This is a genomic window from Microbacterium sp. 1.5R (assembly GCF_001889265.1).
Classification (GTDB): domain Bacteria; phylum Actinomycetota; class Actinomycetes; order Actinomycetales; family Microbacteriaceae; genus Microbacterium.
In genome coordinates this window covers 2,596,032-2,618,308 of the sequence record NZ_CP018151.1, presented here as the reverse complement: position 1 = coordinate 2,618,308, position 22,277 = coordinate 2,596,032, and the positions used below count along the sequence as shown (strand labels likewise).

Genomic DNA, 22,277 nt, shown 5'->3' with positions numbered 1-22,277 from the left:
CGATTGCGTGGTCTGACCACACACGGTACTGTGGTCAGACCACAGCCGCGTCGAGGATCGATGCCGCCGATGCACACGATGAGGAGAGCGGATGCCGGAGCAGCCAGCCCGCGCCTGGAGGCTCGTGCTCGAACACGTCGAGAGCGACCTGCTCGACGGGCGTCTCGGCCCCGGTGATCGTCTCGCCTCGGAGCGCGAGCTCGCCGCAGACCTGGGTGTCGGGCGCTCGAGCGTTCGAGAGGCGCTGCGCGTGCTCGAGGTCATGGGGCTGATCCGCACCTCGACCGGCTCGGGGCCGCAGTCGGGCGCGATCGTGATCGCGACCCCGTCCGGTGGCATGTCGACGCTTCTGCGCCTCCAGGTCGCCGCACAGGGCTTTCCGCTCGCGGACGTGGTGCAGACCCGACTGCTGCTCGAAGACGCCGTCGTCGCCGCTCTCGCGAGCCAGCACGCGCCCGATCTCACCGCGGCGCACAGCGTGCTCGATGCGATGGACGTCGGCGCCCTGACGCCTGACGAGTTCCTCGCCCTCGATGCCCAGCTCCACCTCGCCCTCGCGGAATCGAGCGGCAACACCGTCGTCGCCGCGATCATGGCGGGCCTGCGCACCTCCATCGAGTCGTACGTGCAGCAGGGCGCCTCATCCATCGCCGACTGGGATGCCATGGCAGACCTGCTGCGCGCCGAGCACCGAGCCATCATCGAGGCCATCGCCGCGGGTGACGCGGCGACCGCCCAGACCCTCGTCCGAGCGCACATCACCGGCTACTACACCGCGGCGGGGCTCACCCGCAGCGTCCGACCCACCGACTGAGAGGACAGCCATGGTCCAGCGCCAGGTTCCCAACCCCGCAGAGCTTCTCGACCTGATGAAGTTCAAGAAGCCCGAGTTCAACGGCAAGAAGCGCCGTCTCGACTCGGCGCTCACGATCGACGACCTGCGCACGATCGCCAAGAGGCGCACGCCGAAGGCCGCGTTCGACTACACCGATGGCGCCGCCGAGGGCGAGCTGTCGCTCACGCGGGCACGCCAGGCGTTCCAGGATGTGGAGTTCCACCCCGGGATCCTCCGGCCGGCTCCGGATGTCGACACCGCGGTCGAGATCCTCGGCGGCCCGTCGGCGCTCCCGTTCGGCATCGCGCCGACAGGCTTCACGCGTCTCATGCAGACAGAGGGCGAGGTCGCCGGCGCGGGAGCGGCGGCGGCGGCCGGCATCCCGTTCACCCTCTCGACCCTGGGCACGACGTCGATCGAGGGCGTGAAGGCGGCCAACCCGCACGGACGCAACTGGTTCCAGCTCTATGTCATGCGCGACCGCGAGATCTCCTACGAACTCACTCGCCGTGCTGCCGCCGCGGGCTTCGACACGCTGCAGTTCACGGTGGACACCCCGGTCGCCGGAGCGCGGCTGCGTGACAAGCGCAACGGCTTCAGCATCCCGCCGCAACTCACGCTCGGTACCATCATCAACGCCATCCCGCGTCCGTGGTGGTGGTACGACTTCCTGACGACCCCGAAGCTGGAGTTCGCGTCGCTGAGCACCACCGGCGGCACGGTCGGCGAGCTGCTCGACGCGGCGATGGACCCCACGATCAGCTACGACGACCTTGCGGTGATCCGTGACATCTGGCCGGGCAAGATCGTGATCAAGGGCGTGCAGAACGTCGAGGATTCGGTGCGCCTGCGTGACGCCGGCGTCGACGGCATCGTGCTCTCCAACCACGGCGGGCGGCAGCTCGACCGCGCACCCATTCCGTTCCACCTTCTGCCGGAGGTCCGGACCGCCGTGGGCGACGACTTCACGGTCATGGTCGACACGGGGATCATGAACGGCGCGGACATCGTCGCGGCGGCCGCGCTCGGAGCGGACTTCACCCTCATCGGCCGCGCCTACCTCTACGGCCTCATGGCCGGCGGCCGTGCGGGCGTCGACCGCACGATCGAGATCCTGCGGACGGAGATCGAACGCACCATGCGTCTTCTGGGCGTCGCCTCACTTGCGGAGCTCGAGCCGTCGCACGTCACTCAGCTCACGCGCCTCGTGCCGGTCGCACGGGCAGCGTCGGAGGCCGTCGTCCGCTGACCTCGTCCCCGGATTCGAGGGGAGGGGTGGGCGGTCAGAGGGTCGCGAGAAGCTCGTCGAGCTTGTCTGCGGTGTCCTCCCACCCCTCGACCGCGACCGAGGGCACTCCGATCGCCAGGACGGGGTAGTCGTTGCCGCCTTCATCGAGTCGGTCACCGTAGAACAGCATCGAGGTGAGGGGGATGCTGGTGTGCTCGGCGAGCTGCTTCATGCCGAAGGCCTTGTCGATGCCGGCCAGAGTGATGTCGATGGAGGTCGAACCGCCGGATCGCACTTCGAGCTCGGGGAGTCTCGCCGCCACGGCGTCCCGAAGAGCTTCTCGTTTCGCACCGGACGGGTCCCACTCGTGCTTGGCATCGCGGGGAGCCTTCTGCCCGAGCGCAGAGAAGGTGATCTGGGATCCGCGGTCCTCGAGGATCTCACCCCAGGGCTGAGACTCCCACAGCCCCAGACGCTCCGCCTCCTCGCGCAGGGCGGCGAGAGCGCCGGCCTTCTGCTCCGCGGTGAGGTCATGGGCGTAGAGCGGCGAGAAATCCGTGCCGTCGTGGCGCAGGTACCGTGTGCCGCAGGTGGGGAGCAGGTGCAGTCGCGCCGCGGCCGCCTCGTCGATGGTTCCGAGCCGCGCGATCACCTGAGCGCGGAACTGCGCCTCGTTGCCGCCCGAGATGATCGCGACCTCGACCCGCTGCAGCAGCGCGTGCAGCAACGAGGCGATGCGAGCATCGATGGGCTCTTTCGACGGGGCGAGGGTGTCGTCGAGATCGAAGGCGACGAGTGCAGGCGAGGTCATGATGCTTCCAGAGTAGACGGGCGGTGCTGAGAGACACGCGGAGCGAAGAGGAGGGTGCACAGGATCGCGAGCGCTACGCCGATCAGCGCGCCGCCGGAGTTCGCGATCACATCGGACACGGTGGCCGTGCGATTCGGCAGGGCGAGGCGCTGGGCGGCCTCGATGGAGAGGGACACTGCCGGGCCCAGGGCGAGCGCCAGCGGCCAGAGGCGGCGGGGGACGAGGATGAACGCCAGGATGCCGATGGGCACGAAGACCAGAACGTTGGCGATGACCTCGAGGCGGGTGAAATCAAGAGACTCCCACCCCAGTCGGTGCGAAACGGACAGCACGAGATCGAGCAGGTTCGGCATGGACTGCTCGATGCGCGTCGGCGTGAGCGTCAGCAGCGCGATGCCGCCGAAGAACGGCAGGGCGAGAGCGAGGGCGATGCCTCGGGTCAGTCGTCGAGGCGGGGGGAGCAAGCGACTCATGCGGTGCCTTTCTCCTCGTTCCGGATACAGAGAAGGCCGCCCGTGAGGACGGCCTTCCGGTGTTACTTGTCGGGGTGACAGGATTTGAACCTGCGACCTCTTCGTCCCGAACGAAGCGCGCTACCAAGCTGCGCCACACCCCGTTTTGCAACCCTCCGAGTCTACAGCGAAATGCTCCCAGCGCCGAATCGAGGCATCAACCGCGCGCCGTCAGGGTCAGCAGCGTCGCCTCGGGGCGGCACGCGAAGCGTATCGGCGCGTAGATCGAGTGTCCGCAGCCCGCGCTGACATTGAGGGGCACGGCGCGATCGCCCTGAGTCCACGTGCTGAGACCCTTCGCCTGCTTCAGCGGGATGTCGCAGTTCGCGACGAGAGCACCGAAACCGGGCAGGCACACCTGACCGCCGTGCGTGTGGCCTCCGAGGATGGCGTCGGCGCCCATCTCCACGAACCCGTTCAGGACGCGCTGATAGGGCGCGTGCGTGACGCCGAGAACGGATGTGCCGGCAGTCCGCGGGCCGAGAGCATCGATGGCGTCCGGCAGGTCCTCGAGCCGGTCCCAGTCGCAGTGCGCATCACTCACGCCGAACAGGTCCAGGGGACTGCCGGCCACCATGAGTCGCGCTGCGGCGTTGTTCAGGCTCGTCCATCCGAGCTCGTCGGTGAAGTACGCGTCCATCGCATCGGTGTCGAGGAAGTTCAGCTCTCTCGGGCGCTGCGACGGGCCGGCGAAGTAGCGGATCGGATTCCGCGGCGAGGGGCCGATGACGTCGTTGGAACCGTGCACGAAGACACCGGGGATTCCGGCGAACGGCTCGAAGGCACGTCTGATCCCGGCGAGACCGTCGCGGTGTCCGAGATTGTCGCCGGTGTTGACGATGAGATCGGGCTTCAGCTGCGCGAGTGACGCGAGCCAGTCCTGCTTGCGGTGCTGCCACGGAGCCATGTGCGCGTCCGAGATGTGCAGCACGCGCAACGGTGCGGAACCCGGGGCGAGAGCGGATGCGGTCGCCTCACGCACCGTGAAGAGGTAGCGCTCGATGCCGATGCCCCAGACGGCGGCTGCGGCACCAGCGGCCCCCACCGCGCCGAGCGCGATGAGGGCCGGGTGCGCCGCGTGGCGAGACGTCACTTGCAGCGGACCTTGATGGACGTGCTCTTCGTCGTCGGTGTGTTCGCGGCCGGGTCGGTGGACGTGACCGCGGCGTTCTGACCGTTGCATGACCCGTCGAAGTCGATCGACGAGAACCCTGCCCCGAACAGCGCGCTCTGCGCTTCGGCCTTCGATTGTCCGGTGATGTCGGGCACCGTCGCGCCCTGGCCGTTGCTCGGCGAGATCGTGATCGTCGCACCGCTCGGGGCCTGTCCGGACGGGTCCTGCGCCATGACGACATCGCCGGCGGGACCGTCCACGGCGGGTCCGACGGCTGCGGTGAAGCCCGCAGCCTCGATGAGAGAGGTCGCTTCGCCGACGGACTTGCCCACCACGTCGGGAACGTTCGTCAGAACCTGACGAACCAGCTTGTCGTCGGGGCGAGGGAAGTCCTCCGCGGGGTACACGGCATCCGCGGCACCCTGGATCGCCTTGGCGAGGCCGTAGCGGATATCGCCGAGTCGCGTCCCGTTGCCGTTGCGGAAGTCGTTCAGCGGCACGCGGCCGTCGACGTTTCCGACCCACACCGCTGTCGTGACCTTGGTGCTCGACTCGACGAGCATGGTGTGCTCCTTCTCGGCGGTACCGGTCTTGCCGATCAGCTGGGTTCCGTCGTACGGGTTGGCCCTCGTTCCGGTGCCGTTGCCCTCCATGACGCCTCGCAGTGCGTACGCGGCGGTCGCGGCGACCTCGGGGGTGAGCTGCTGGGAGCACTTCTGCGCGGGAGGAGTGATCTCCGCGCCGTCCTCGCCGACGACCCGGTCGATCACGCGAGGCTCGCAGTAGACGCCGTTGTTGGCGACGGTGGCGTAGGCGCCGGCCATCTGCAGAGGAGCCACGCTCTTCGAGCCCAGAACCGTCGGGAACGGATCGTTCGGAGCGGTGTTGGCGTTCGTTCCGCCGACCGTGATGTCGTCGCCGTTGCCGTAGTGGACGCCGAGTCGCTTCGCCACCTCGTTGATGTCGCAGAGATCGAGCTGCTGCGCCATCGCGAGGAAACCGGTGTTCAGGGACTGCGCGGTGAACTGTCGCACGCTGCCCACCGAGCCGCCGGAGTTGCCGAAGTTGTTGATCTTGGAGCTGTTCGTCACCTTGTCCCCGCACCTGGTGAAGGGGCTGAAGGTCTTGAGGCGACCGTCGAGGACCTGGTTCACGGAGTGGCCGGACTCCAGCCAGCTCAGAAGCGTGAACAGCTTGTAGGTCGATCCCGTCTCGAACCCGTAGGTCGAGCCGCCATGCGCCTTGTCGGCCGCGAAGACCTGAGAGGTCTCGCCCGCAGCCAGGTTGGCCTCGGTCGTCTCGTTGAAGACGGTGTTCTGTGCCATGGCGAGTACCCGACCCGTGGACGCCTCGATCGACACTCCGGTGCCACCGACGAGGATCCCGGGCATCGCCTGCGGGACCTGCGCCCTGACCGCGTCGATCGCGGGCTGCTGGACCCGCAGATCGAGGGAGGTGTAGATCTCCATTCCGCCGCGGCGGAGGTTCGAGCGACGCTCCTCTTCCGTGGCGCCGAACGCCTCGTCGTTCTCGATGACGGCCTTCACGTACTGGCAGAAGTACGCGTTGTCGCCCGCGGCCGCACAGCCCTGCTGGGGCTCGCTCAGCAGCGGCGTGACCGGCGAGGCGACGGCCTCGTCGTGCGCGGCCTGCGTGATCTTCGCGTCCGCGAGCATCCGATTGAGGACGTAGTCTCTGCGATCCTTCGTGTCCTTGTAGCCGTCGGCGTCCCCGTTGTGCGCCACGCCGGCGTCATCCGTCCAGATTCCCTCGGGGCGGTCGATGCGGAATCGGTTGGGCTCCTGCACCATGCCGGCGATCGTCGCCGCCTGCGCGAGACTGAGATTCGCCGCGCTGGTGGAGAAGTACCGGTTCGCTGCGGCCTCGATGCCGTAGATGGTGCCGCCGAAGTTGGCGATGTTGAGGTAGCCGAGGAGGATCTCGTTCTTCGAGTAGTCCTTCTCGATCTTCAGCGCGTAGCGCATCTCCTGCAGCTTGCGCTCGACGCCCTCGCCGCCCTTCGCGACTGCCGCATCGAGGAAGCACTGCTCGATCTGCTTCGAGTAGTCCTCGGCTCCAGGATCGACGTCCTGTTCGCATTCCTGCACCTGGACGTTCTTCACGTACTGCTGGGTGATCGTGGACGCTCCTCGATCGGTCGTGCCGGCGACGTTCCCGACTGCGGCCTTGATCGTCGCGCCGAGGTTGATTCCGCCGTGGGTGTAGAAGTTCTTGTCCTCGCTCGAGAGGATCGCGTCGTACATCACGGGCGCGACCTGGTCGTAGGCGACCGGGATGCGCTTCTGCTCGTAGAACGACGCCAGTGCGACGGGGTTGCCGTCGAGACCCGTCGCATAGATGGTCGACTGCTGCATCGGAGCGCCGACCTGGAGGTTCTCGGGGAGGTCCTCGAAGATGGTGAGGGCCTGCGACCCGGCGATACCGGTCATGGCGAGCACCGGGGTGACGCTGGCCGCGACGAGGAGACCGGCGACGGTGCTCAGCCCGACGAGTCCGAGGACTCCGCCGAGCGCACCTTTCACCGTGCGATTCTTTTGAGGCATACGCTAGATCGTAGGGGAGTTCCCTGAATACCGCCTTTGACGCAGCCGCCGTCGCGGATGCCGCCAGACAGGAGAGCCATGACCACCTGGGAGTACCTGACCACCCCGTTGCTGATCCACAACACCGCAGCGATCCTCAACAACTGGGGCAAGCAGGGCTGGGAGCTCGTGCAGGTCATCCAGGGCCCCGAGGGTGGGCTCGTCGCCTACTTCAAGCGCCCGGTGACGGCGGATGCCTCGGGCAACGCCGGTCTCGCTGCCGCAGCCGAGGCGTCCCGCCAGTTCGAAGGGGGAGCGGCATGAGCGTCTCTGAGCGCCTGACCGAGCTGGGCATCGAGCTCCCCGTCGTCGCGGCGCCGGTCGCAGCCTACGTCCCGGCGGTCGTGCACGACGGACTCGTCTACACCTCCGGCCAGCTGCCTTTCGTCGAGGGAACGCTGCCCGCGACGGGCAAGGTCGGGGCAGAGGTCACCGCTGAGGATGCCAACGCCTATGCGCGCACCTGCGCCCTGAACGCTCTCGCGGCGGCTGCGGCTGCGGCCGGGGGCGTTGACAGGATCGCCGGAGTGCTGCGGCTCGGCGGCTTCGTGGCATCCACCCCCGATTTCACCGGCCAGCCCGGCGTGATCAACGGGGCGAGCCTGGTGCTCGGCGAGATCTTCGGCGACGCCGGGCAGCATGTCCGCGCGGCCGTCGGTGTGCCGGTGCTCCCGCTCGACAGCCCGGTCGAAGTCGAGGCCACGTTCATCCTGGCCTGAGGTCGCCACCCCTCACCACGCGCACACGGCAACGCCCCCTTCCGGATCGGTTCGGAAGGGGGCGTTTGCTGTATCCGTGCTACTTGACCTGCGCCGAGATGATGCTCATCACCGCGGTGTCGGCCAACGTGGTGGTGTCTCCGACCTCGCGCCCCTCAGCCACATCGCGCAGCAGACGCCGCATGATCTTGCCCGAGCGCGTCTTCGGAAGCTCGCCCACGATGTACACGTCGCGGGGCCGTGCGATCGCGCCGATCTGCTCACCCACCCAGAGGCGCAGCTGCTGCGCGAGTCCGGCGGGGTCGTGCGCCGAGAGGTAGCTCTCCTTGATGATCACGAATGCGACGACGGCCTGACCGGTCGTCTCATCTGCCGCGCCGACGACCGCGGCCTCGGCCGTCGCCTCGTGTGCGACGAGCGACGACTCGATCTCGGCCGTCGAGAGGCGGTGTCCGGAGACGTTCATGACGTCGTCTACCCGGCCGAGCAACCAGAGGTCGCCGTCCTGGTCGAGGCGCGCACCGTCACCGGCGAAGTAGTAGCCCTGCTTCTCGAACTTCTCCCAGTACGTCTCCGTGAACCGCTCGGGGTCGCCCCAGATCCCGCGGAGCATGCTCGGCCACGGTTCGGTGACGACGAGGAGGCCGCCGTTGCCGTTGCCCACCTCGGCGCCCGACTCGTCGACGACGTCGATCGAGATTCCGGGCAGCGGCACCTGGGCGGATCCCGGCTTGGTGGCGGTGACACCGGGCAGTGCAGAGACCATGATCGCGCCTGTCTCGGTCTGCCACCAGGTGTCGACGATGGGCGTCTTGCCCGCACCGATCACGTCGCGGTACCAGATCCACGCCTCGGGGTTGATGGGCTCGCCCACCGAGCCGAGCAGGCGCAGCGACGACAGATCGAACTTCGCGGGCACGCTGCGGCCGATCTTCATGAACGAGCGGATCGCGGTGGGCGCCGTGTAGAAGATCGAGACCTTGTACTTCTCGATGATCTCCCACCAGCGCCCGGGGTGCGGCGCGTCAGGCGTGCCCTCATAGATGACCTGGGTCGCGCCGTTCGCCAGCGGACCGTAGGTGACATAGCTGTGTCCGGTGATCCACCCGATGTCGGCGGTGCACCAGTACACGTCGGTCTCGGGATGCAGGTCGAACACGTACTTGTGCGAATAGGCGGCCTGAGTGAGGTACCCGCCGGAGGTGTGCAGGATTCCCTTGGGCTTTCCCGTAGTCCCGGAGGTGTAGAGGATGAACAGCGGGTTCTCGGCGGGGAAGGCCACGGCAGTGTGCTCGGGGGAGGCCGCGGGGACGACCTCGTGCCACCAGAGGTCGCGACCGTCCTCCCAGTCGACCTCGTTCTCGCCGCGCTTGACGACGAGCACGTGCTCGACCGTCTGCTGCTCGCCGTCGCCGCGGTCGGCGAGCGCCTGGTCGACGGCCGGCTTGAGCGCGGACACGCGGCCCTTGCGGTAGCCGCCGTCGGCGGTGATGACGAGCTTCGCCCCTGCGTCATCGATGCGCGAGCGGAGGCTGTCGGCGCTGAACCCGCCGAACACGACCGAGTGGATGGCGCCGACGCGGGCGACGGCGAGCATCGATGCGACCGCTTCGGGGATCATCGGCAGGTAGATCGCGACGCGGTCGCCATGGCCGATGCCGAGCCCCTCCAGCACGTTCGCGACGCGCTTGACCTCCTCGGTCAGCTCGGCGTAGGTGATCGACCGGGAGTCGCCCGGTTCGCCCTCCCAGTGGAGAGCGACACGGTCGCCGTTGCCCGCCTCGACGTGGCGGTCGAGGCAGTTGTACGCGACGTTGAGCTCGCCGTCGTCGAACCACTTCGCGAACGGCGGGGTCGACCAGTCGAGCACGCGAGTGAACGGCTTGTGCCACTCCAGCAGTTCGCGTGACTGGTCGGCCCAGAAGGCTTCGCGGTCGGTCGACGCGCTCTCATACAGCCGGGGAGACGAGACCGACTGGGCGACGAACTCCTCGGACGGCGGGAACTGGCGGGTCTCATCGAGAAGGTGATCGATCTGGCTGCTCATCGGCAGGCGCTCCTTTGCGGCGTGGCAGGTCGTGCGGGCATGAACGCATCTCTGACGCGATCAGGTCAGGGCGAATCTAGTCCCGGGCACGGACATCGCATTACTGCCGAAAGTCGGTAGTCCGACGGGTTTTGTCAGGACGGTCGCCTTGCGTACACTCGACGACAGCCGAATTCTCATTCTGGCCTTGGCGTGCCCGATTCCCCCATGAGGGACGCCGTGGGCGGCATCTCATTCCCCCCGTGAGGTGCCGCCCATCTCTATGCCGGGAGCGCTCCCATCCTGTGGCTCGCGATCTGACGCCGTCCACACCCGCTCTGCACGGATGCCATCGTCCAGACGTTGCTCACAGTGGTCGTCGCGGGAGCGCCGCGGCGACCCCGCGGATCCGCCGTGAGCCCTAGCTTCGGGGCATGCCTGATCCCTTCGTCATTCAGCCGCGCGGCTCGGCGGCGCTCGTCGACGGAACCGTCCGGGGTGCTCCTTCGCCGCTGCAGGTCGATCCCGCCTTCGGCCTCCTCGCCGAGCACTGCGCAGACGAGGAGGTCACCGACATCTTCGTCAACGGCGCATCCGGGCTGTTCATCGACCGAGGGCATGGTGCGGAACCCGTGCTCGGGTGGAGCGCGTCCGAGCGGGAGGTCCGCGACCTCGCGGTCGGGCTCGTCGGACTCGGCGGTCGACATCTCGACGACCAGGCTCCGTGCGTCGATGTCAGGCTCGACTCCGGCATCCGCGTCCATGCCGTGCTCGCGCCGATCTCGACGTCGGGGACGGTGCTCTCGATCCGTGTGCCCAGAGTGCGCGCCGCCGATCTCGACGCGCTGGCGGCGCTCGGCTCCTTCGACGCGGCCCAGCACAGCTGGCTTCTCGAGCTCGTCGCCGAGCGCGCCAACATCCTCATCACCGGCGGGACGGGAACGGGCAAGACCACGCTGCTGTCGGCATTGCTGTCAGCCGTCCCGGCCTCTGAGCGCATCGTCACGATCGAGGACGTCGCCGAACTGCGCCCGCAGCACCCCCACCACGTCGCTCTGGAGGCACGGCAGTCGAATCTCGAGGGAGCCGGCGGCATCAGCCTCGCCCGGTTGGTCCGCGAGTCGCTGCGCATGCGCCCCGACCGTCTCGTGGTCGGAGAATGCCGCGGCGAGGAGGTGAGAGAACTCCTGACTGCTCTGAACACCGGACACGACGGGGGAGCGGGAACTCTCCACGCGAGCGGTCTCAGCGACGTGCCGGCCCGGCTCGAAGCGCTCGGCGCCCTCGCGGCGATGGATGCCACGGCGCTCGCGCGCCAGGCTGTGAGCGCCTTCACGATCGTCCTTCATCTCGACAGGGCGCCTGGCGGGCGGAGACGCATCGCGCACGCCGGCGAGCTCGCGGTGAGCGGGGATCGGCTGAGCATCGAGGAGGTGCGGCCGTGGTGAGGGGATGGCGTCGTCCGGTCGTCGAGACCGGGGGCGACGCCGAGACATCGGTGCAGACGCTCGCGGTGCTTCTCCAAGCCGGCGCGGTGCCGATGGTCGCATGGCGCCATCTTGCCTCGATCGGCGACCGTCACGCTGCGTCCGTGATCGCCCGTGTGGATGGCGGCGTCCCGCTCATCGCGGCCATCGAAGCGGAGGGTGGCGCGTGGCGTGACCTCGCGGCCGCCTGGGAGATCGCGACGACCGTCGGCGCACCGCTCGCCGAGGTGCTGAGGATGCTCGCTGAGACGCTGCGCGACGCGTCATCCGCCGCGGACGACGTGCGCATCGCGCTCGCCGAGCCCGCGGGAACCGCCAAGCTCCTGCTCTGGATGCCGTTCGCCGGCCTCTTCCTCGGCTTCGCCCTCGGCTTCGACACTGTCGGCGTCATCGTCGGGACGCCCGCCGGCGCCGGGTGCGTGGTCGCCGGGCTCCTGCTCGTCGCCGCGGCGCGCGCGTGGACCGGGCGACTCCTCACGCGGGCGCGTCCCGAACCGGGAACACCGGGCATGCGAGCCGAGCTCATGGCGGTCGCCCTCTCAGGAGGCGCGTCGATCCCACGAGCCCTGCGCCTCGTCGCCGAGAGCCCGGCATCGTCTACCGGTGACGACGCTCGCATCGGCGCGGTGCTCGAGCTGTCGCATGCTGCCGGGGTCCCGGCGGGTGAACTGCTTCGGGCTTCCGCCGGCCAGGAGAGACACGCGTCACGGGTGGACGGACGCCTTCGCGCGGCCAAGCTCTCGACGACGCTGCTCATCCCGCTCGGAGTCTGCACTCTCCCGGCCTTCCTGCTGCTCGGCGTCGCACCGCTTCTGCTGAGCGTGCTCGCCTCCACTCCACTGCCGCTGTGACGGCCGAGTTCCACCGGATGCACCGCGTATCCGTCCCATAGAAAGAAGGAACACATGAACACCATCCCCTCGCTCACCCGGCGCAGCGCGGCAACCCTCTTCGGCGACGACAGTGGCGCGGCCACCGCCGAGTACGCCATCACCACGATGGCGGCCGTCGCCTTCGCCGGCCTCCTGGTCGTGATCATGAGGTCAGACGAGGTGCGTGGCATCCTCACGGACCTGGTGCGTCGGGCACTGACGGTGTCGTGATGACTCCGGCCCGTGCAGGCGAGCGCGGCTCCGTGACTGCGGAGCTCGCGCTCGCGGTTCCCGCCGTCGTGCTCGTCCTCCTACTCGGAGCCGGCGCTCTGGGCGCAGCCTCCCGTCAGGTGGCACTGCAGGATGCGACCGCTGACGCGGCCCGGCTCCTCGGCAGAGGAGAAGACGAGGGGGCCGCCGCACATGCGGTGTCGGCTGCAGTGCCCGGTGCGTCGATGTCGAGCAGCACGTCGGGCGATCTCGTGTGCGTGTCCGCAGAGACCGACTTCACCGTCGGCGGCTTCGTGAGGGTGGGCGTGCGCGCGTCGAGTTGCGCGCTCGCCGGAGGACTCTGATGTTCTCGACGGTGGAGGTGGAGCACTGATGGCGGGGTCGGTGCTCGCGGCCGGCGTGCTGGTGGTCGGCGCGACTCTGTCATTCGGACTCGCCGCCGTCGGCGGCGCGGCAGTCACTGCGCAGCGCGCAGCGGGAGCTGCCGACGCCGCGGCCCTGGCAGCGGCCGACGCTGCCAGCGGCGCAGTCGTCGTCACGGTCGACCCGTGCACCCTCGCCGCGCGGGTCGCCGCGGCTTCCGGTGCAGCACTCACCGAATGTGCCGTCGACGGCTTCGTGGCGACCGTGCAGGTCAAGGCGAAGTACGCTGGACTCGCTGCCGTCTCCCGAGCCCGTGCTGGGCCACCCGAGGGGATCTGACTGCGGCGCGAGGCACTTTCCGGCGAAAATGCAGGCGACCTCTGTGACCAACCCATCACGGCGGTGTGTATGGTGTGCTTCGAAGAAAGGATGCTCCCTTGGCTGAAGGCAAGAAGCTCGTCATCGTCGAGTCTCCGACGAAGATGCGGTCGATCCAGGGGTACCTCGGCGATGGCTACGAGGTGCTCAGCTCGGTCGGCCATATTCGCGACCTCGCAGACAAGAAGGACATCCCCGCCGCGGACAAGCAGGCGTACGGAAAGTACTCGATCGACGTCGACAACGACTTCGACCCCTATTACGTGGTCTCCGATCGCAAGACGAAGACCGTCGCCGAACTCAAGCGGGCGCTCAAGACTGCCGACGAGCTTCTGCTCGCCACTGATGAGGACCGCGAGGGCGAGGCCATCGCGTGGCACCTGCTCGAGACGCTGAAGCCCAAGGTCCCCGTCAAGCGGATGGTGTTCCACGAGATCACCAAGGACGCGATCCAAGCGGCCATCGGCAACACGCGTGAGCTCGACACCGACCTGGTCGACGCGCAGGAGACCCGCCGTATCCTCGACCGACTGTACGGGTGGGATGTCTCGCCCGTGCTCTGGTACAAGGTCAAGACCGGTCTGTCTGCCGGCCGAGTGCAGTCCGCCGCCACCCGCATGATCGTCGAGCGTGAGCGCGAGCGCATGGCGTTCGTGTCCGCCGAGTACTGGGACGTCGAGGCGCTCGCGTCCTCGTCGTCCGGATTCAAGGTCCGTCTGGTCCGCGTGGACGGCGGTCAGCTCGCCCGAGGCACCGACTTCGACGACGACGGCAAGCTCAAGAAGGCCGTCATCATCCTCGACGAGGCCAAGGCGGCGGCCCTCGCGCTGGCGATCGACGCCGCGGGCACGGGCACGGTCACCAAGGTCGAGGCGAAGCCCGGCACCCGCAGCCCATACGCGCCGTTCACCACCTCCACCATGCAGCAGGAGGCCGGACGAAAGCTCTCGATGAGTGCCAAGCAGGCGATGAGCGTCGCCCAGCGGCTCTACGAAAAGGGCTACATCACCTATATGCGAACCGACTCGGTGGCGCTGAGCACGCAGGCGGTGCAGGCCGCTCGCAGCCAGGCCGTCGCGTTGTACGGCGACAGCGCCGTGCCGCTCAAGCCGCGCGTGTACAAGTCGAAGAGCAAGAACGCCCAGGAGGCGCACGAGGCCATTCGCCCGTCGGGTGAGAACTTCCGCACCCCGAAGTCGGTCGCCGCCGAACTCGACCGCGAGGAGCACCGCCTCTACGACCTCATCTGGAAACGCACCGTCGCCAGCCAGATGGCCGACGCGAAGTACGAGACCACGACCGTCACGATCGCGGTCGACGCCGGCGGGCAGAAGGCCGAGTTCACCGCGTCGGGCACCGTCTACACCTTCAAGGGCTTCCTCGAGGCGTACGAAGAGGGACGCGACGAGAAGCGCAACGACAAGGACGCCGACGAGAATCAGTCGCTCCCTGCGGTCGCCGTCGGCGATGACCTCCGGATGTCCGATGCCGAGGCGAAGGGGCACCGCACGACCCCGAAGCCGCGCTTCACCGAGGCATCGCTCGTCAAGGCGCTCGAGGAGCACGGCATCGGCCGCCCTTCGACGTTCGCGAGCATCATCGGCACCGTGATCGATCGCGGCTACGCCACCAAGCGCGGCCAGGCTCTCGTGCCGACGTGGCTCGCCTTCAGTGTCGTGCGCCTGCTCGAGGAGCACTTCGCCGACCTGATCGACTACGACTTCACCGCAGCTCTCGAAGACGACCTCGACGCGATCGCCCGTGGCGAGCAGAAGCGCGTCGAATGGTTGCGTTCCTTCTACTACGGCTCGGATTCGCACGTCGGACTGCGCCAGACCGTCGACAACCTCGGCGAGATCGACGCACGTGCGCTCAACTCCACGCCGATCACCGAGACCGCCACCCTGCGATTCGGCAAGTACGGACCCTACCTCGAGGTCGCGAACCCCGACGCTCCGGACGAGAAGCCGCGCATCGTCAACGTTCCCGAAGACCTCGCTCCTGACGAGCTGACCGAGGCCAAGGCGCAGGAGCTCATCGATGCGCCGGTCGCCGGCGACCGCGTGCTCGGCACGAACCCGGACAACGGCAAGATCGTCGTCGTCAAGGACGGCCGATTCGGGCCCTACGTTCAGGAGAACGACCCCGTCTCTGAAGATGCGGCGGTCGACGAGGCCACCGGCGAGGTCGTCGAGGCGCCCAAGCCCAAGCGTGGGGCGAAGAAGGATGCCGCGCCGAAGCCGCGCACCGCTTCGCTGTTCCGTTCGATGTCGGTCGACACGATCGATCTCGACACGGCGCTGCAGCTTCTCAGCCTGCCGCGCGTCGTGGGAGCCGACCCGGAGAGCGGCGAGGAGATCACCGCGCAGAACGGCCGGTTCGGGCCCTACCTGAAGAAGGGCACCGACTCGCGCTCGCTCGAGAGCGAATCGCAGATCTTCGATGTGACCCTCGAGAAGGCCCTCGAGATCTATTCGCAGCCGAAGTACGGTGCCGGATCCCGCCGAGCATCCAGCGCGCTCGCCGAGTTCGAGGCAGATCCCGTGAGCGGCAAGCCGATCCGCATCCGCGACGGACGCTTCGGCGCCTACGTCACCGATGGCGAGACCAACGTCACGATTCCGCGGGGCCAGAAGGTCGAGGACATCACGTTCGAGACCGCGGTGCAGATGCTGGCAGACAAGCGAGCCAAGGGGCCGGCGCCCAAACGCGGTGCGGCCAAGAAGCCCGCGGCGAAGAAGCCCGCGGCGAAGAAGCCCGCGGCCAAGAAGGCGCCCGCGAAGAAGGCGCCCGCGAAGAAGGCGCCCGCGAAGAAGGCGACCGCGACCGATGCGGAGAAGGCAGCCGCGCGGTCCGCAGCCGCCAAGAAGGCCGCTGCCACCCGTGCCGCGAATGCCGCGAAGAAGGCCGGTTCGTGACGTCTGACTCCGGAGTCTGGATCACGCTCGAAGGCGGAGACGGATCGGGGAAGACCACGCAGTCGAACCTGCTCGGGCAGTGGCTGACGGATGCGGGGCGGACGGTCGTGCGCACCCGTGAGCCGGGTGGGTCGGAGGTCGGCCAGCTGATCCGCGACATCGTGCTCCACCATCGCGGCGACATCGCCCCGCGGGCAGAGGCTCTGCTCTACGCGGCCGATCGCGCGCACCACGTCGCGACCGTCGTTCGACCGGCGCTCGCCCGCGGCGAGGTCGTGCTGCAGGACCGCTACCTCGACTCGTCCGTCGCCTATCAGGGCGCGGGACGCGTGTTGGACGGCGACGAAATCCGCGACCTGTCGCTCTGGGCAGCCGAGGGAGCGCTTCCCGATCTCACCGTGCTGCTCGACCTCGATCCCGAGTCGGCGCGCGTGCGACTCGACTCCGCCGACAAGCCGTTCGACCGGCTCGAAGCCGAGAAGACAGAGTTCCATGCCCGCGTCCGCGACGCGTACCTCGCCCTGGCCCAGGCCGAACCGGAGCGGTTCCTGGTTCTCGATGCCGCCGCGACTCCGGAGAACATCGCCGAGCAGATCCGCGATCGGGTCTCGACGCTCATCGGCTGATCCGCCCGGCGGTGCGCCCGACCACGCCATGGCCAGGGCTTCACCCGGTCGGTGCCGCGTACATCGCCCGGCGGTGCCGCGTACGTCGGTGCTCCCGATTAGGCTGAGGGCATGCCCCAGACTGTCGCCGCCCCTTTCCCGTGGGCCGACGTGTGGGGGCAGGATGCCGCGGTCGACACGTTGCGCAATGCCGCATCCGATCCGTCCGCGCTCTCGCACGCCTGGCTGATCACGGGTCCTCCCGGGTCGGGACGATCCACCCTCGCGCATGCCTTCGCCGCGGCGCTCGTCGCGGATCACCCGGACGACGAGGCGGCCATGCGTCAGGTCCTCGCGGGAACGCATCCCGATGTGACGGCCCTGCGCACCGACAAGGTCATCATCACGATCGCGGAGGCCCGTGCGCTCGTCGAGCGCTCGTACTTCGCGCCCTCTGCGGGCCGCTACCGCGTGATCGTGGTCGAAGATGCCGACCGCATGGTCGAGCGAACCTCCAACGTGCTCCTGAAGGCGCTCGAAGAGCCGCCCGAGCAGACCGTCTGGATCCTCTGCGCACCGAGCGAAGCCGACCTGCTGCCGACGATCCGCTCCCGCGTCCGCTCGCTGCGACTGCGTGAGCCCGACGTCGCAGACGTGGCACGTCTGATCACCCTCCGCACGGGGGTCGACGAAGCCATCGCCGAGCAGGCCGCCCGCCACGCACAGCGTCACATCGGCATGGCCCAGCGTCTGGCCACCGACGAATCCGCCCGTCGCCGCCGCGACGAGACCCTGAGGTCGGTGCTGGGAGTTCGCGGTGTCAACGACGCCGTCGAGGTCGCCGGGCGCATCATCCAGGCGGCCACGGACGACGCCAAGGCGCTCACTGCCGAGCGCGATGCGGCCGAGCGCGCCTCCCTGCTCCGCACCGTCGGGATCGCCGAGGGGCAGGCTGTCCCGCCCGCCCTGCGAGCGCAGATCTCAGCCCTGGAAGACGATCAGAAGAAGCGCGCGACCCGAAGTCTGCGCGACGGGATCGACAGGGTGCTCACCGATCTCCAGTCGCTGTTCCGTGACGTCGTGATGCTGCAGTTCGGCAGGGACGACGAGCTGATCAACCGTGAGCTTCGTGAGGATCTGGCTGCTCTCGCGGCGGCCTGGCCCGAGACCCGTACTCTTGTCGTACTCGACCACCTTGCCGACACACGCCAGTCGCTGGAGCGCAATGTCGCACCGCTGCTCGCCCTGGAGAGCTTGCTCGTGACTGTCACGAGCGGGAGGACACCGTGAACAATCGACCGACTTCCCGCATCCGACGTGCCGTCGCTGTGCTCGCGGGCCTCGCCGCGGCATCGGTCGCACTCTCCGGGTGTCTGTATTCGATGATCCCCGAGCAGGCCGAGCCGAAGCCGTCGACCACCAACGCTCCTGATACGGAGGGCGTCGCCGACGACCTGCTGCCGTTCTACGGGCAGACGCTCACCTGGAGCCAATGCGGCACGGGCTTCGACTGCACCGACGTGACCGCGCCGCTCGACTGGGAGAACCCGGGGGAGGGAGAGATCACCCTCTCCGTCGTGCGCCACCAGGCGACGGGAACGACTCAGGGCTCGCTGCTGACCAACCCGGGCGGTCCCGGCGCCAGTGGAGTCGAACTCATCCGCGACAGCCTCGACTTCGCCGTCGGAGCCGCCCTCATCGAGAACTACGACGTGATCGGCTTCGATCCCCGCGGCGTCGGCGAATCGACGGCCGTGACGTGCTTCGATGCTGCGGGCATGGACGACTACCTCTACTCGATCCCCGCGGGCAAGCGCGGGAGCGCCGAGTGGGAGGCGGAGCTCCTCGATGCGCACAAGGAGTTTGCAGACGCGTGCGAGGCGAACAGCGGCGGCATCCTGCCGTACGTGACGACGATCAACGCGGCGCGTGACATGGATCTGATCCGTGCGGTGCTGGGCGACAAGCAGCTCAACTACCTGGGCTACTCGTACGGCACCTTCCTCGGTGCGACGTATGCCGACCTCTACCCCGACAAGGCGGGCCGCCTCGTGCTCGACGGCGCGATCGACCCTGCCGTCTCGGGCCTCGATGTCGGCGCGACCCAGGCGCTCGGATTCGAGTCGGCCCTTCGCGCCTACATGCAGGACTGCCTCGACTCGGGGGAGTGCCCGTTCACCGGCACGGTCGACGAGGCGATGGCCGACCTCGGTGCGCTGCTGGCGAGTGTCGACGCCGCTCCGCTCGAGAACGGCGACGGACGCATGCTCGGCGCGGACTCGCTGATGACCGGCATCATCGCGGCACTGTACTCGGCGGACAGCTGGCAGTACCTCACCCAGGCCCTCGACGAGGCGCTGCAGGGCGACCCGACGACGGCGTTCTTCCTCGCCGACTTCTACAACGGTCGCGAGAACGGCACGTACCTCGACAACTCGAGCGAGGCGTTCCGCGCGTACAACTGCATGGACTACCCGGTCGAGGACGATCCTGCCGCCGAGGCGGCGACCGAGAAGAAGATCGCGGACGGAGCTCCGACCATCGCTCCGTACTGGAACGGACCCGACTCCTGCTCGGTGTGGCCTTATCCGCCGACCGGCACCCGGGGCGAGATCAACGCCGAGGGCGCGGGCCCCATCCTCGTGGTCGGCACGACCAATGACCCGGCGACCCCGTACGAGTGGTCCGAGTCGCTCGCTCAGCAGCTCGAAGAGGGCGTGCTGATCACCCGCGTGGGCGAAGGGCACACCGGATACAACAAGGGCAGCAGCTGCGTCGACAGCACTGTGGAGGCCTTCCTGCTCGACGACGTGGTGCCCGAGAGCGACGTCCGCTGCGAGTGATGTCGGCTCGATTCGCGGTGCGGCTCCGGAACGGGTAATATCGATGATCGCGCCGCTTTAGCTCAGTCGGCAGAGCATTTCACTCGTAATGAAAAGGTCGTCAGTTCGATTCTGACAAGCGGCTCCAGCAGGCCCCGTGATGTGAACAACATCCCGGGGCCTTTTGGTTTCCCGGGGTTGGGCGGGCGCGCGGGGGCGGCGTACCCTCGGATCATGAGCAGAGCGCTTCTGATCGTCGATGTCCAGAACGACTTCACCGAGGGCGGGGCGCTGGCCGTGGCGGGCGGCGACGACGTGGCATCCGCGGTATCGGACTTCCTCGCCCTGCATGCATCGGAGTACGACGTCATCGTCGCCTCACGCGATTGGCACGACGCCGAGGGCGACAACGGCGGCCACTTCGGGGAGGTTCCGGATTTCGTCGACACCTGGCCCGTGCACTGCGTCGCGGGCACGCCGGGTGCGGATTACGATCCCCTGCTGGTGACGGATGCCGTCACGCACCATGTGCACAAAGGGCAGGGTCGCCCGGCATACTCGATGTTCGAGGGTGCGACCGAGTCGGGGGAGACGGTCGGAGCGATCCTCACCGCCGCCGGGGTCATCACGGCCGACGTCGTCGGCATCGCCACAGACCACTGTGTGCGCGCCTCCGCTCTCGATGCGATCGCACACGGAGTTCGCGTCCGGATCCTCACCGACCTGATCGCGGGTGTCGCGCCGGAGCCGAGCACAGCAGCCCTCGCAGAGCTCGCACACGCAGGCGCCGAGCTCATCGCGAGCGACGCTGCGTGACCCGCAGTGTCCTGCTCCTGCGAGCCGTCAACGTCTCGGGCCGCAACAGGGTGCCGATGGCGCGGCTGCGCGAACTGATCGCGCCCGAGCTGGGGGAGGTCTCGACCTACATCGCGAGCGGCAACATCATCTGCCAGCAGCCGAGTGACCCGCGATCGGTCTGCGCCGACGTGCGCGCGATGATCGCGACCGAGTTCGGCGTCGATACGCCCGTCGTCCATCGCACGCACGACCAGCTCGTGCGGTCGCACGCGAAGCAGCCGTTCCCCGGGGCATCCGAGAATCTGCTGCACGCCATGTTCCTCGAGGGCCCCGCGTCGGCAGGTGCGGTCGACGCCCTGCAGGAGCGGCTCGTGCCGGGGGAGCGGATAGCGCTCGTCGACGACGATCTGTGGATCGACTACGCCGAGGGCGGCGTGCACACCACCAAGCTCACCAAGGCGGTGCTCGATAGGCTGCTCGGCGTCGCCGGCACGGCACGCAATGCGCGTACCGTGCGCAAGCTCATCGAGCTGACGGAATGACCCCCTCGGAGACGGTGGTGCTGTCCCTGCCCTTCACGGGGCGATGGCTGGTGCAGAACAGCCCGGCGTCCCGCGTTCCGAGCCACGGCACCACGCTGTTCGGCAGCTCGTATGCGATCGACTTCGTCCCGGTGGGCGCGGACGGGCGCAGCGCGCCGCGCACGGTCCGGAGCCTGCTCGGCACCGAGAGCCCGGAGGGTTTCGTCGGTTTCGGGCGCTCGATCCTCTCGCCGGTGTCGGGCGAGGTCGTCCGTGTCCATGACGGCGAGGTCGACCACGTCGCGCGTCGTTCGGTGGGTGCCCTTCTCGGATACGCCCTCACGCAGCCCTCGCGTGTGCGTCGGGGGGCGGGGGCTGTCGCCGGCAATCACGTCGCCATCAGATGCGACAGGGGACTGGTACTGCTGGCGCACCTGCGTGCGGGCAGCGTGACCGTGCGGGTCGGCGATCTCGTCGTTCCGGGTGATCGGATCGGCGACTGCGGAAACTCCGGCAACAGCACCGAGCCCCACCTGCATCTCCAGGTGTCGGACACGCTGGAGCGGGATGCGCGCGGCATCCCGATGGCCTTCCAGCGGTCAGGGCAGCAGCCGTGGATGCCGCACGACGGAGACATCGTCACGGTCTGATGTCTCGTCTCGGCGGGTCCGGACGAACTCGGCGCTGAGGGCCGTCGCCGGCCGCTGCGGGTGCGTCTCGAGATCGACGCGATGCGTGCCGCACTCAGCGCAGCGGACGTACACGACGACGCCCTCGCTGGTCGGATGCCGGGAGTCCGCGGTCCAGGCGTGCTCGTGGATTCTCGCTGTCTGGTGAGGGATCGGCAGAGTGTGCAGGGAGGTCATGACTCCAGCGTGATGTAATGGCCTTATGCATCTCAACCCTTACGGAGAATACGCGGTGCTTCTCGCGGCATCCCTCGCCGACGACTTCCCCGCCGACCGTCCGGGCATCGAGGAGCGCACACTCGAAATGGGGATGACGATGACGTTCCCACCCGCGGCGGACGACCGCGCACGCGTGAGAGAAGTGGTCGACGACTGGTTGACGATCGTCGACGCACGGGACCCGGACGCCCGCGCGGAGATCCTCAACGCGCAGATGGCCCAGGCGGCGGCCTACCCTCGCCTCACGAACCACGACGGCGAAGGCTGGCACCTGCACTACCGCGACGACGTCCAGTCTCTGCCCTACGTTCTCCGTGCGATCTTCGCCGTCGGAACCTCGCTGCACCTGGTCACCCGCGGCATGGATCGACTCGGGCGCTGCGAGGCCTCGCCCTGCACGAACGTGGTCGTCGATGTGACGCGCAACGGCCGCCAGCGGTTCTGTTCGGTGCGCTGTGCGAACAGAGCGGCGGTCCGGCGTCACCGGGCGCGCGCGGGCGCCTGACACCGGACCGCCCGGTGCTCA

23 protein-coding genes and 2 tRNA genes are annotated in these 22,277 nt (G+C 68.4%); 18 read left to right on the top strand and 7 right to left on the bottom strand.

What is annotated here, in order from left to right; genetic code table 11:
- The first annotated feature begins 91 nt into the window (after positions 1 to 91).
- Positions 92 to 814, top strand: coding sequence for a FadR/GntR family transcriptional regulator (locus BMW26_RS12595; RefSeq protein ID WP_072591632.1), 723 nt, complete (start codon positions 92 to 94; stop codon positions 812 to 814).
- A gap of 10 nt (positions 815 to 824) precedes the next feature.
- Positions 825 to 2,084: an alpha-hydroxy acid oxidase gene (locus tag BMW26_RS12590; protein ID WP_072591631.1), complete on the top strand. Its 1,260-nt coding sequence runs from the start codon at positions 825 to 827 to the stop codon at positions 2,082 to 2,084.
- Positions 2,085 to 2,118: 34 nt separating this feature from the next.
- On the opposite strand, the gene BMW26_RS12585 is transcribed toward BMW26_RS12590, so the two are convergent.
- The 5 genes from BMW26_RS12585 to BMW26_RS12565 form a co-directional block, all read right to left on the bottom strand.
- Positions 2,119 to 2,874 (bottom strand): HAD-IIB family hydrolase, encoded by a 756-nt coding sequence (locus BMW26_RS12585; RefSeq protein ID WP_072591630.1) that lies wholly within the window; start codon positions 2,872 to 2,874, stop codon positions 2,119 to 2,121.
- Entirely contained in the window at positions 2,871 to 3,347 is a 477-nt protein-coding gene (locus BMW26_RS12580) for a VanZ family protein (RefSeq protein WP_072591629.1), read from the bottom strand. The genes BMW26_RS12585 and BMW26_RS12580 overlap by 4 nt, the downstream gene beginning before the upstream one ends.
- A 69-nt stretch (positions 3,348 to 3,416) precedes the next feature.
- Positions 3,417 to 3,490: transfer RNA gene (locus BMW26_RS12575), tRNA-Pro, on the bottom strand.
- Positions 3,491 to 3,543: 53 nt separating this feature from the next.
- Positions 3,544 to 4,479, bottom strand: a complete 936-nt coding sequence (locus BMW26_RS12570; RefSeq protein WP_072591628.1) for a metallophosphoesterase — start codon at positions 4,477 to 4,479, stop codon at positions 3,544 to 3,546.
- Positions 4,476 to 7,064 carry a transglycosylase domain-containing protein gene (locus BMW26_RS12565; RefSeq protein ID WP_072591627.1) on the bottom strand — a complete coding sequence of 863 codons (2,589 nt, stop codon included), beginning with the start codon at positions 7,062 to 7,064 and terminating at the stop codon, positions 4,476 to 4,478. Before BMW26_RS12565 ends, BMW26_RS12570 begins: the two co-directional genes overlap by 4 nt.
- Before the next feature lie 78 nt (positions 7,065 to 7,142).
- On the opposite strand from BMW26_RS12565, the gene BMW26_RS12560 reads away from it, so the two are divergent.
- Together BMW26_RS12560 and BMW26_RS12555 are read left to right on the top strand one after the other, a co-directional pair.
- Positions 7,143 to 7,367 (top strand): DUF4177 domain-containing protein, encoded by a 225-nt coding sequence (locus BMW26_RS12560; RefSeq protein WP_053097373.1) that lies wholly within the window; start codon positions 7,143 to 7,145, stop codon positions 7,365 to 7,367.
- Entirely contained in the window at positions 7,364 to 7,822 is a 459-nt protein-coding gene (locus tag BMW26_RS12555; RefSeq protein WP_072591626.1) for a RidA family protein, read from the top strand. The genes BMW26_RS12560 and BMW26_RS12555 overlap by 4 nt, the downstream gene beginning before the upstream one ends.
- Before the next feature lie 79 nt (positions 7,823 to 7,901).
- Here BMW26_RS12555 and acs read toward each other — a convergent pair whose 3' ends face one another.
- On the bottom strand, positions 7,902 to 9,869 hold the full coding sequence (gene acs / locus BMW26_RS12550) for an acetate--CoA ligase (RefSeq protein WP_072591625.1): 1,968 nt from the start codon (positions 9,867 to 9,869) through the stop codon (positions 7,902 to 7,904).
- Between the two features lie 413 nt (positions 9,870 to 10,282).
- Between acs and BMW26_RS12545 the strand changes: the two genes are divergently transcribed.
- The 13 genes from BMW26_RS12545 (at position 10,283) to BMW26_RS12485 (ending at position 21,493) form a co-directional block, all read left to right on the top strand.
- On the top strand, positions 10,283 to 11,296 hold the full coding sequence (locus tag BMW26_RS12545) for a TadA family conjugal transfer-associated ATPase (RefSeq protein WP_072591624.1): 1,014 nt from the start codon (positions 10,283 to 10,285) through the stop codon (positions 11,294 to 11,296).
- Positions 11,290 to 12,186, top strand: coding sequence for a type II secretion system F family protein (locus BMW26_RS12540; protein ID WP_083569360.1), 897 nt, complete (start codon positions 11,290 to 11,292; stop codon positions 12,184 to 12,186). Before BMW26_RS12545 ends, BMW26_RS12540 begins: the two co-directional genes overlap by 7 nt.
- 54 nt (positions 12,187 to 12,240) lie before the next feature.
- Entirely contained in the window at positions 12,241 to 12,438 is a 198-nt protein-coding gene (locus BMW26_RS12535) for a DUF4244 domain-containing protein (RefSeq protein WP_053097366.1), read from the top strand.
- Entirely contained in the window at positions 12,438 to 12,782 is a 345-nt protein-coding gene (locus BMW26_RS12530; RefSeq protein ID WP_072591623.1) for a TadE family type IV pilus minor pilin, read from the top strand. Before BMW26_RS12535 ends, BMW26_RS12530 begins: the two co-directional genes overlap by 1 nt.
- A 28-nt stretch (positions 12,783 to 12,810) precedes the next feature.
- A complete protein-coding gene (locus tag BMW26_RS12525; protein WP_056279855.1) occupies positions 12,811 to 13,140 on the top strand; it encodes an Rv3654c family TadE-like protein in 330 nt (109 codons plus the stop codon).
- Between the two features lie 98 nt (positions 13,141 to 13,238).
- A complete protein-coding gene (topA, locus tag BMW26_RS12520; RefSeq protein ID WP_072591622.1) occupies positions 13,239 to 16,097 on the top strand; it encodes a type I DNA topoisomerase in 2,859 nt (952 codons plus the stop codon).
- Positions 16,094 to 16,723, top strand: coding sequence for a dTMP kinase (gene tmk / locus BMW26_RS12515; RefSeq protein WP_056279859.1), 630 nt, complete (start codon positions 16,094 to 16,096; stop codon positions 16,721 to 16,723). Before topA ends, tmk begins: the two co-directional genes overlap by 4 nt.
- Before the next feature lie 111 nt (positions 16,724 to 16,834).
- The gene (locus BMW26_RS12510; protein WP_053097355.1) at positions 16,835 to 17,992 is read left to right on the top strand and encodes a DNA polymerase III subunit delta'; all 1,158 of its coding nucleotides are present in this window, start codon (positions 16,835 to 16,837) and stop codon (positions 17,990 to 17,992) included.
- Positions 17,989 to 19,545: an alpha/beta hydrolase gene (locus BMW26_RS12505; protein WP_072591621.1), complete on the top strand. Its 1,557-nt coding sequence runs from the start codon at positions 17,989 to 17,991 to the stop codon at positions 19,543 to 19,545. The genes BMW26_RS12510 and BMW26_RS12505 overlap by 4 nt, the downstream gene beginning before the upstream one ends.
- Positions 19,546 to 19,596: 51 nt before the next feature.
- A tRNA-Thr gene (locus BMW26_RS12500) sits at positions 19,597 to 19,672 on the top strand.
- 86 nt (positions 19,673 to 19,758) lie between these two features.
- Entirely contained in the window at positions 19,759 to 20,340 is a 582-nt protein-coding gene (locus BMW26_RS12495; RefSeq protein WP_072591620.1) for an isochorismatase family protein, read from the top strand.
- Positions 20,337 to 20,864 (top strand): DUF1697 domain-containing protein, encoded by a 528-nt coding sequence (locus BMW26_RS12490; protein ID WP_072591619.1) that lies wholly within the window; start codon positions 20,337 to 20,339, stop codon positions 20,862 to 20,864. Before BMW26_RS12495 ends, BMW26_RS12490 begins: the two co-directional genes overlap by 4 nt.
- On the top strand, positions 20,861 to 21,493 hold the full coding sequence (locus BMW26_RS12485; RefSeq protein ID WP_072591618.1) for a M23 family metallopeptidase: 633 nt from the start codon (positions 20,861 to 20,863) through the stop codon (positions 21,491 to 21,493). The genes BMW26_RS12490 and BMW26_RS12485 overlap by 4 nt, the downstream gene beginning before the upstream one ends.
- Here BMW26_RS12485 and BMW26_RS12480 read toward each other — a convergent pair.
- Positions 21,443 to 21,709, bottom strand: a complete 267-nt coding sequence (locus BMW26_RS12480; protein ID WP_072591617.1) for a hypothetical protein — start codon at positions 21,707 to 21,709, stop codon at positions 21,443 to 21,445. The genes BMW26_RS12485 and BMW26_RS12480 overlap by 51 nt on opposite strands.
- 25 nt (positions 21,710 to 21,734) lie before the next feature.
- Between BMW26_RS12480 and BMW26_RS12475 the strand changes: the two genes are divergently transcribed.
- Positions 21,735 to 22,256 carry a CGNR zinc finger domain-containing protein gene (locus BMW26_RS12475; protein ID WP_056279871.1) on the top strand — a complete coding sequence of 174 codons (522 nt, stop codon included), beginning with the start codon at positions 21,735 to 21,737 and terminating at the stop codon, positions 22,254 to 22,256.
- The last annotated feature ends 21 nt before the right edge of the window (positions 22,257 to 22,277 follow it).

Coding starts and splice junctions, on each gene's coding strand:
- BMW26_RS12510 (WP_053097355.1), top strand. CDS start 16,835: ATGCCCCAGACTGTCGCCGCCCCTTTCCCGTGGGCCGACGTGTGGGGG.
- BMW26_RS12590 (WP_072591631.1), top strand. CDS start 825: ATGGTCCAGCGCCAGGTTCCCAACCCCGCAGAGCTTCTCGACCTGATG.
- BMW26_RS12495 (WP_072591620.1), top strand. CDS start 19,759: ATGAGCAGAGCGCTTCTGATCGTCGATGTCCAGAACGACTTCACCGAG.
- BMW26_RS12535 (WP_053097366.1), top strand. CDS start 12,241: ATGAACACCATCCCCTCGCTCACCCGGCGCAGCGCGGCAACCCTCTTC.
- BMW26_RS12555 (WP_072591626.1), top strand. CDS start 7,364: ATGAGCGTCTCTGAGCGCCTGACCGAGCTGGGCATCGAGCTCCCCGTC.
- BMW26_RS12580 (WP_072591629.1), bottom strand. CDS start 3,347: ATGAGTCGCTTGCTCCCCCCGCCTCGACGACTGACCCGAGGCATCGCC.
- BMW26_RS12565 (WP_072591627.1), bottom strand. CDS start 7,064: ATGCCTCAAAAGAATCGCACGGTGAAAGGTGCGCTCGGCGGAGTCCTC.
- BMW26_RS12560 (WP_053097373.1), top strand. CDS start 7,143: ATGACCACCTGGGAGTACCTGACCACCCCGTTGCTGATCCACAACACC.
- BMW26_RS12475 (WP_056279871.1), top strand. CDS start 21,735: ATGCATCTCAACCCTTACGGAGAATACGCGGTGCTTCTCGCGGCATCC.
- BMW26_RS12545 (WP_072591624.1), top strand. CDS start 10,283: ATGCCTGATCCCTTCGTCATTCAGCCGCGCGGCTCGGCGGCGCTCGTC.
- acs (WP_072591625.1), bottom strand. CDS start 9,869: ATGAGCAGCCAGATCGATCACCTTCTCGATGAGACCCGCCAGTTCCCG.
- BMW26_RS12480 (WP_072591617.1), bottom strand. CDS start 21,709: ATGACCTCCCTGCACACTCTGCCGATCCCTCACCAGACAGCGAGAATC.
- BMW26_RS12595 (WP_072591632.1), top strand. CDS start 92: ATGCCGGAGCAGCCAGCCCGCGCCTGGAGGCTCGTGCTCGAACACGTC.
- BMW26_RS12585 (WP_072591630.1), bottom strand. CDS start 2,874: ATGACCTCGCCTGCACTCGTCGCCTTCGATCTCGACGACACCCTCGCC.
- BMW26_RS12525 (WP_056279855.1), top strand. CDS start 12,811: ATGGCGGGGTCGGTGCTCGCGGCCGGCGTGCTGGTGGTCGGCGCGACT.
- BMW26_RS12485 (WP_072591618.1), top strand. CDS start 20,861: ATGACCCCCTCGGAGACGGTGGTGCTGTCCCTGCCCTTCACGGGGCGA.
- BMW26_RS12530 (WP_072591623.1), top strand. CDS start 12,438: ATGACTCCGGCCCGTGCAGGCGAGCGCGGCTCCGTGACTGCGGAGCTC.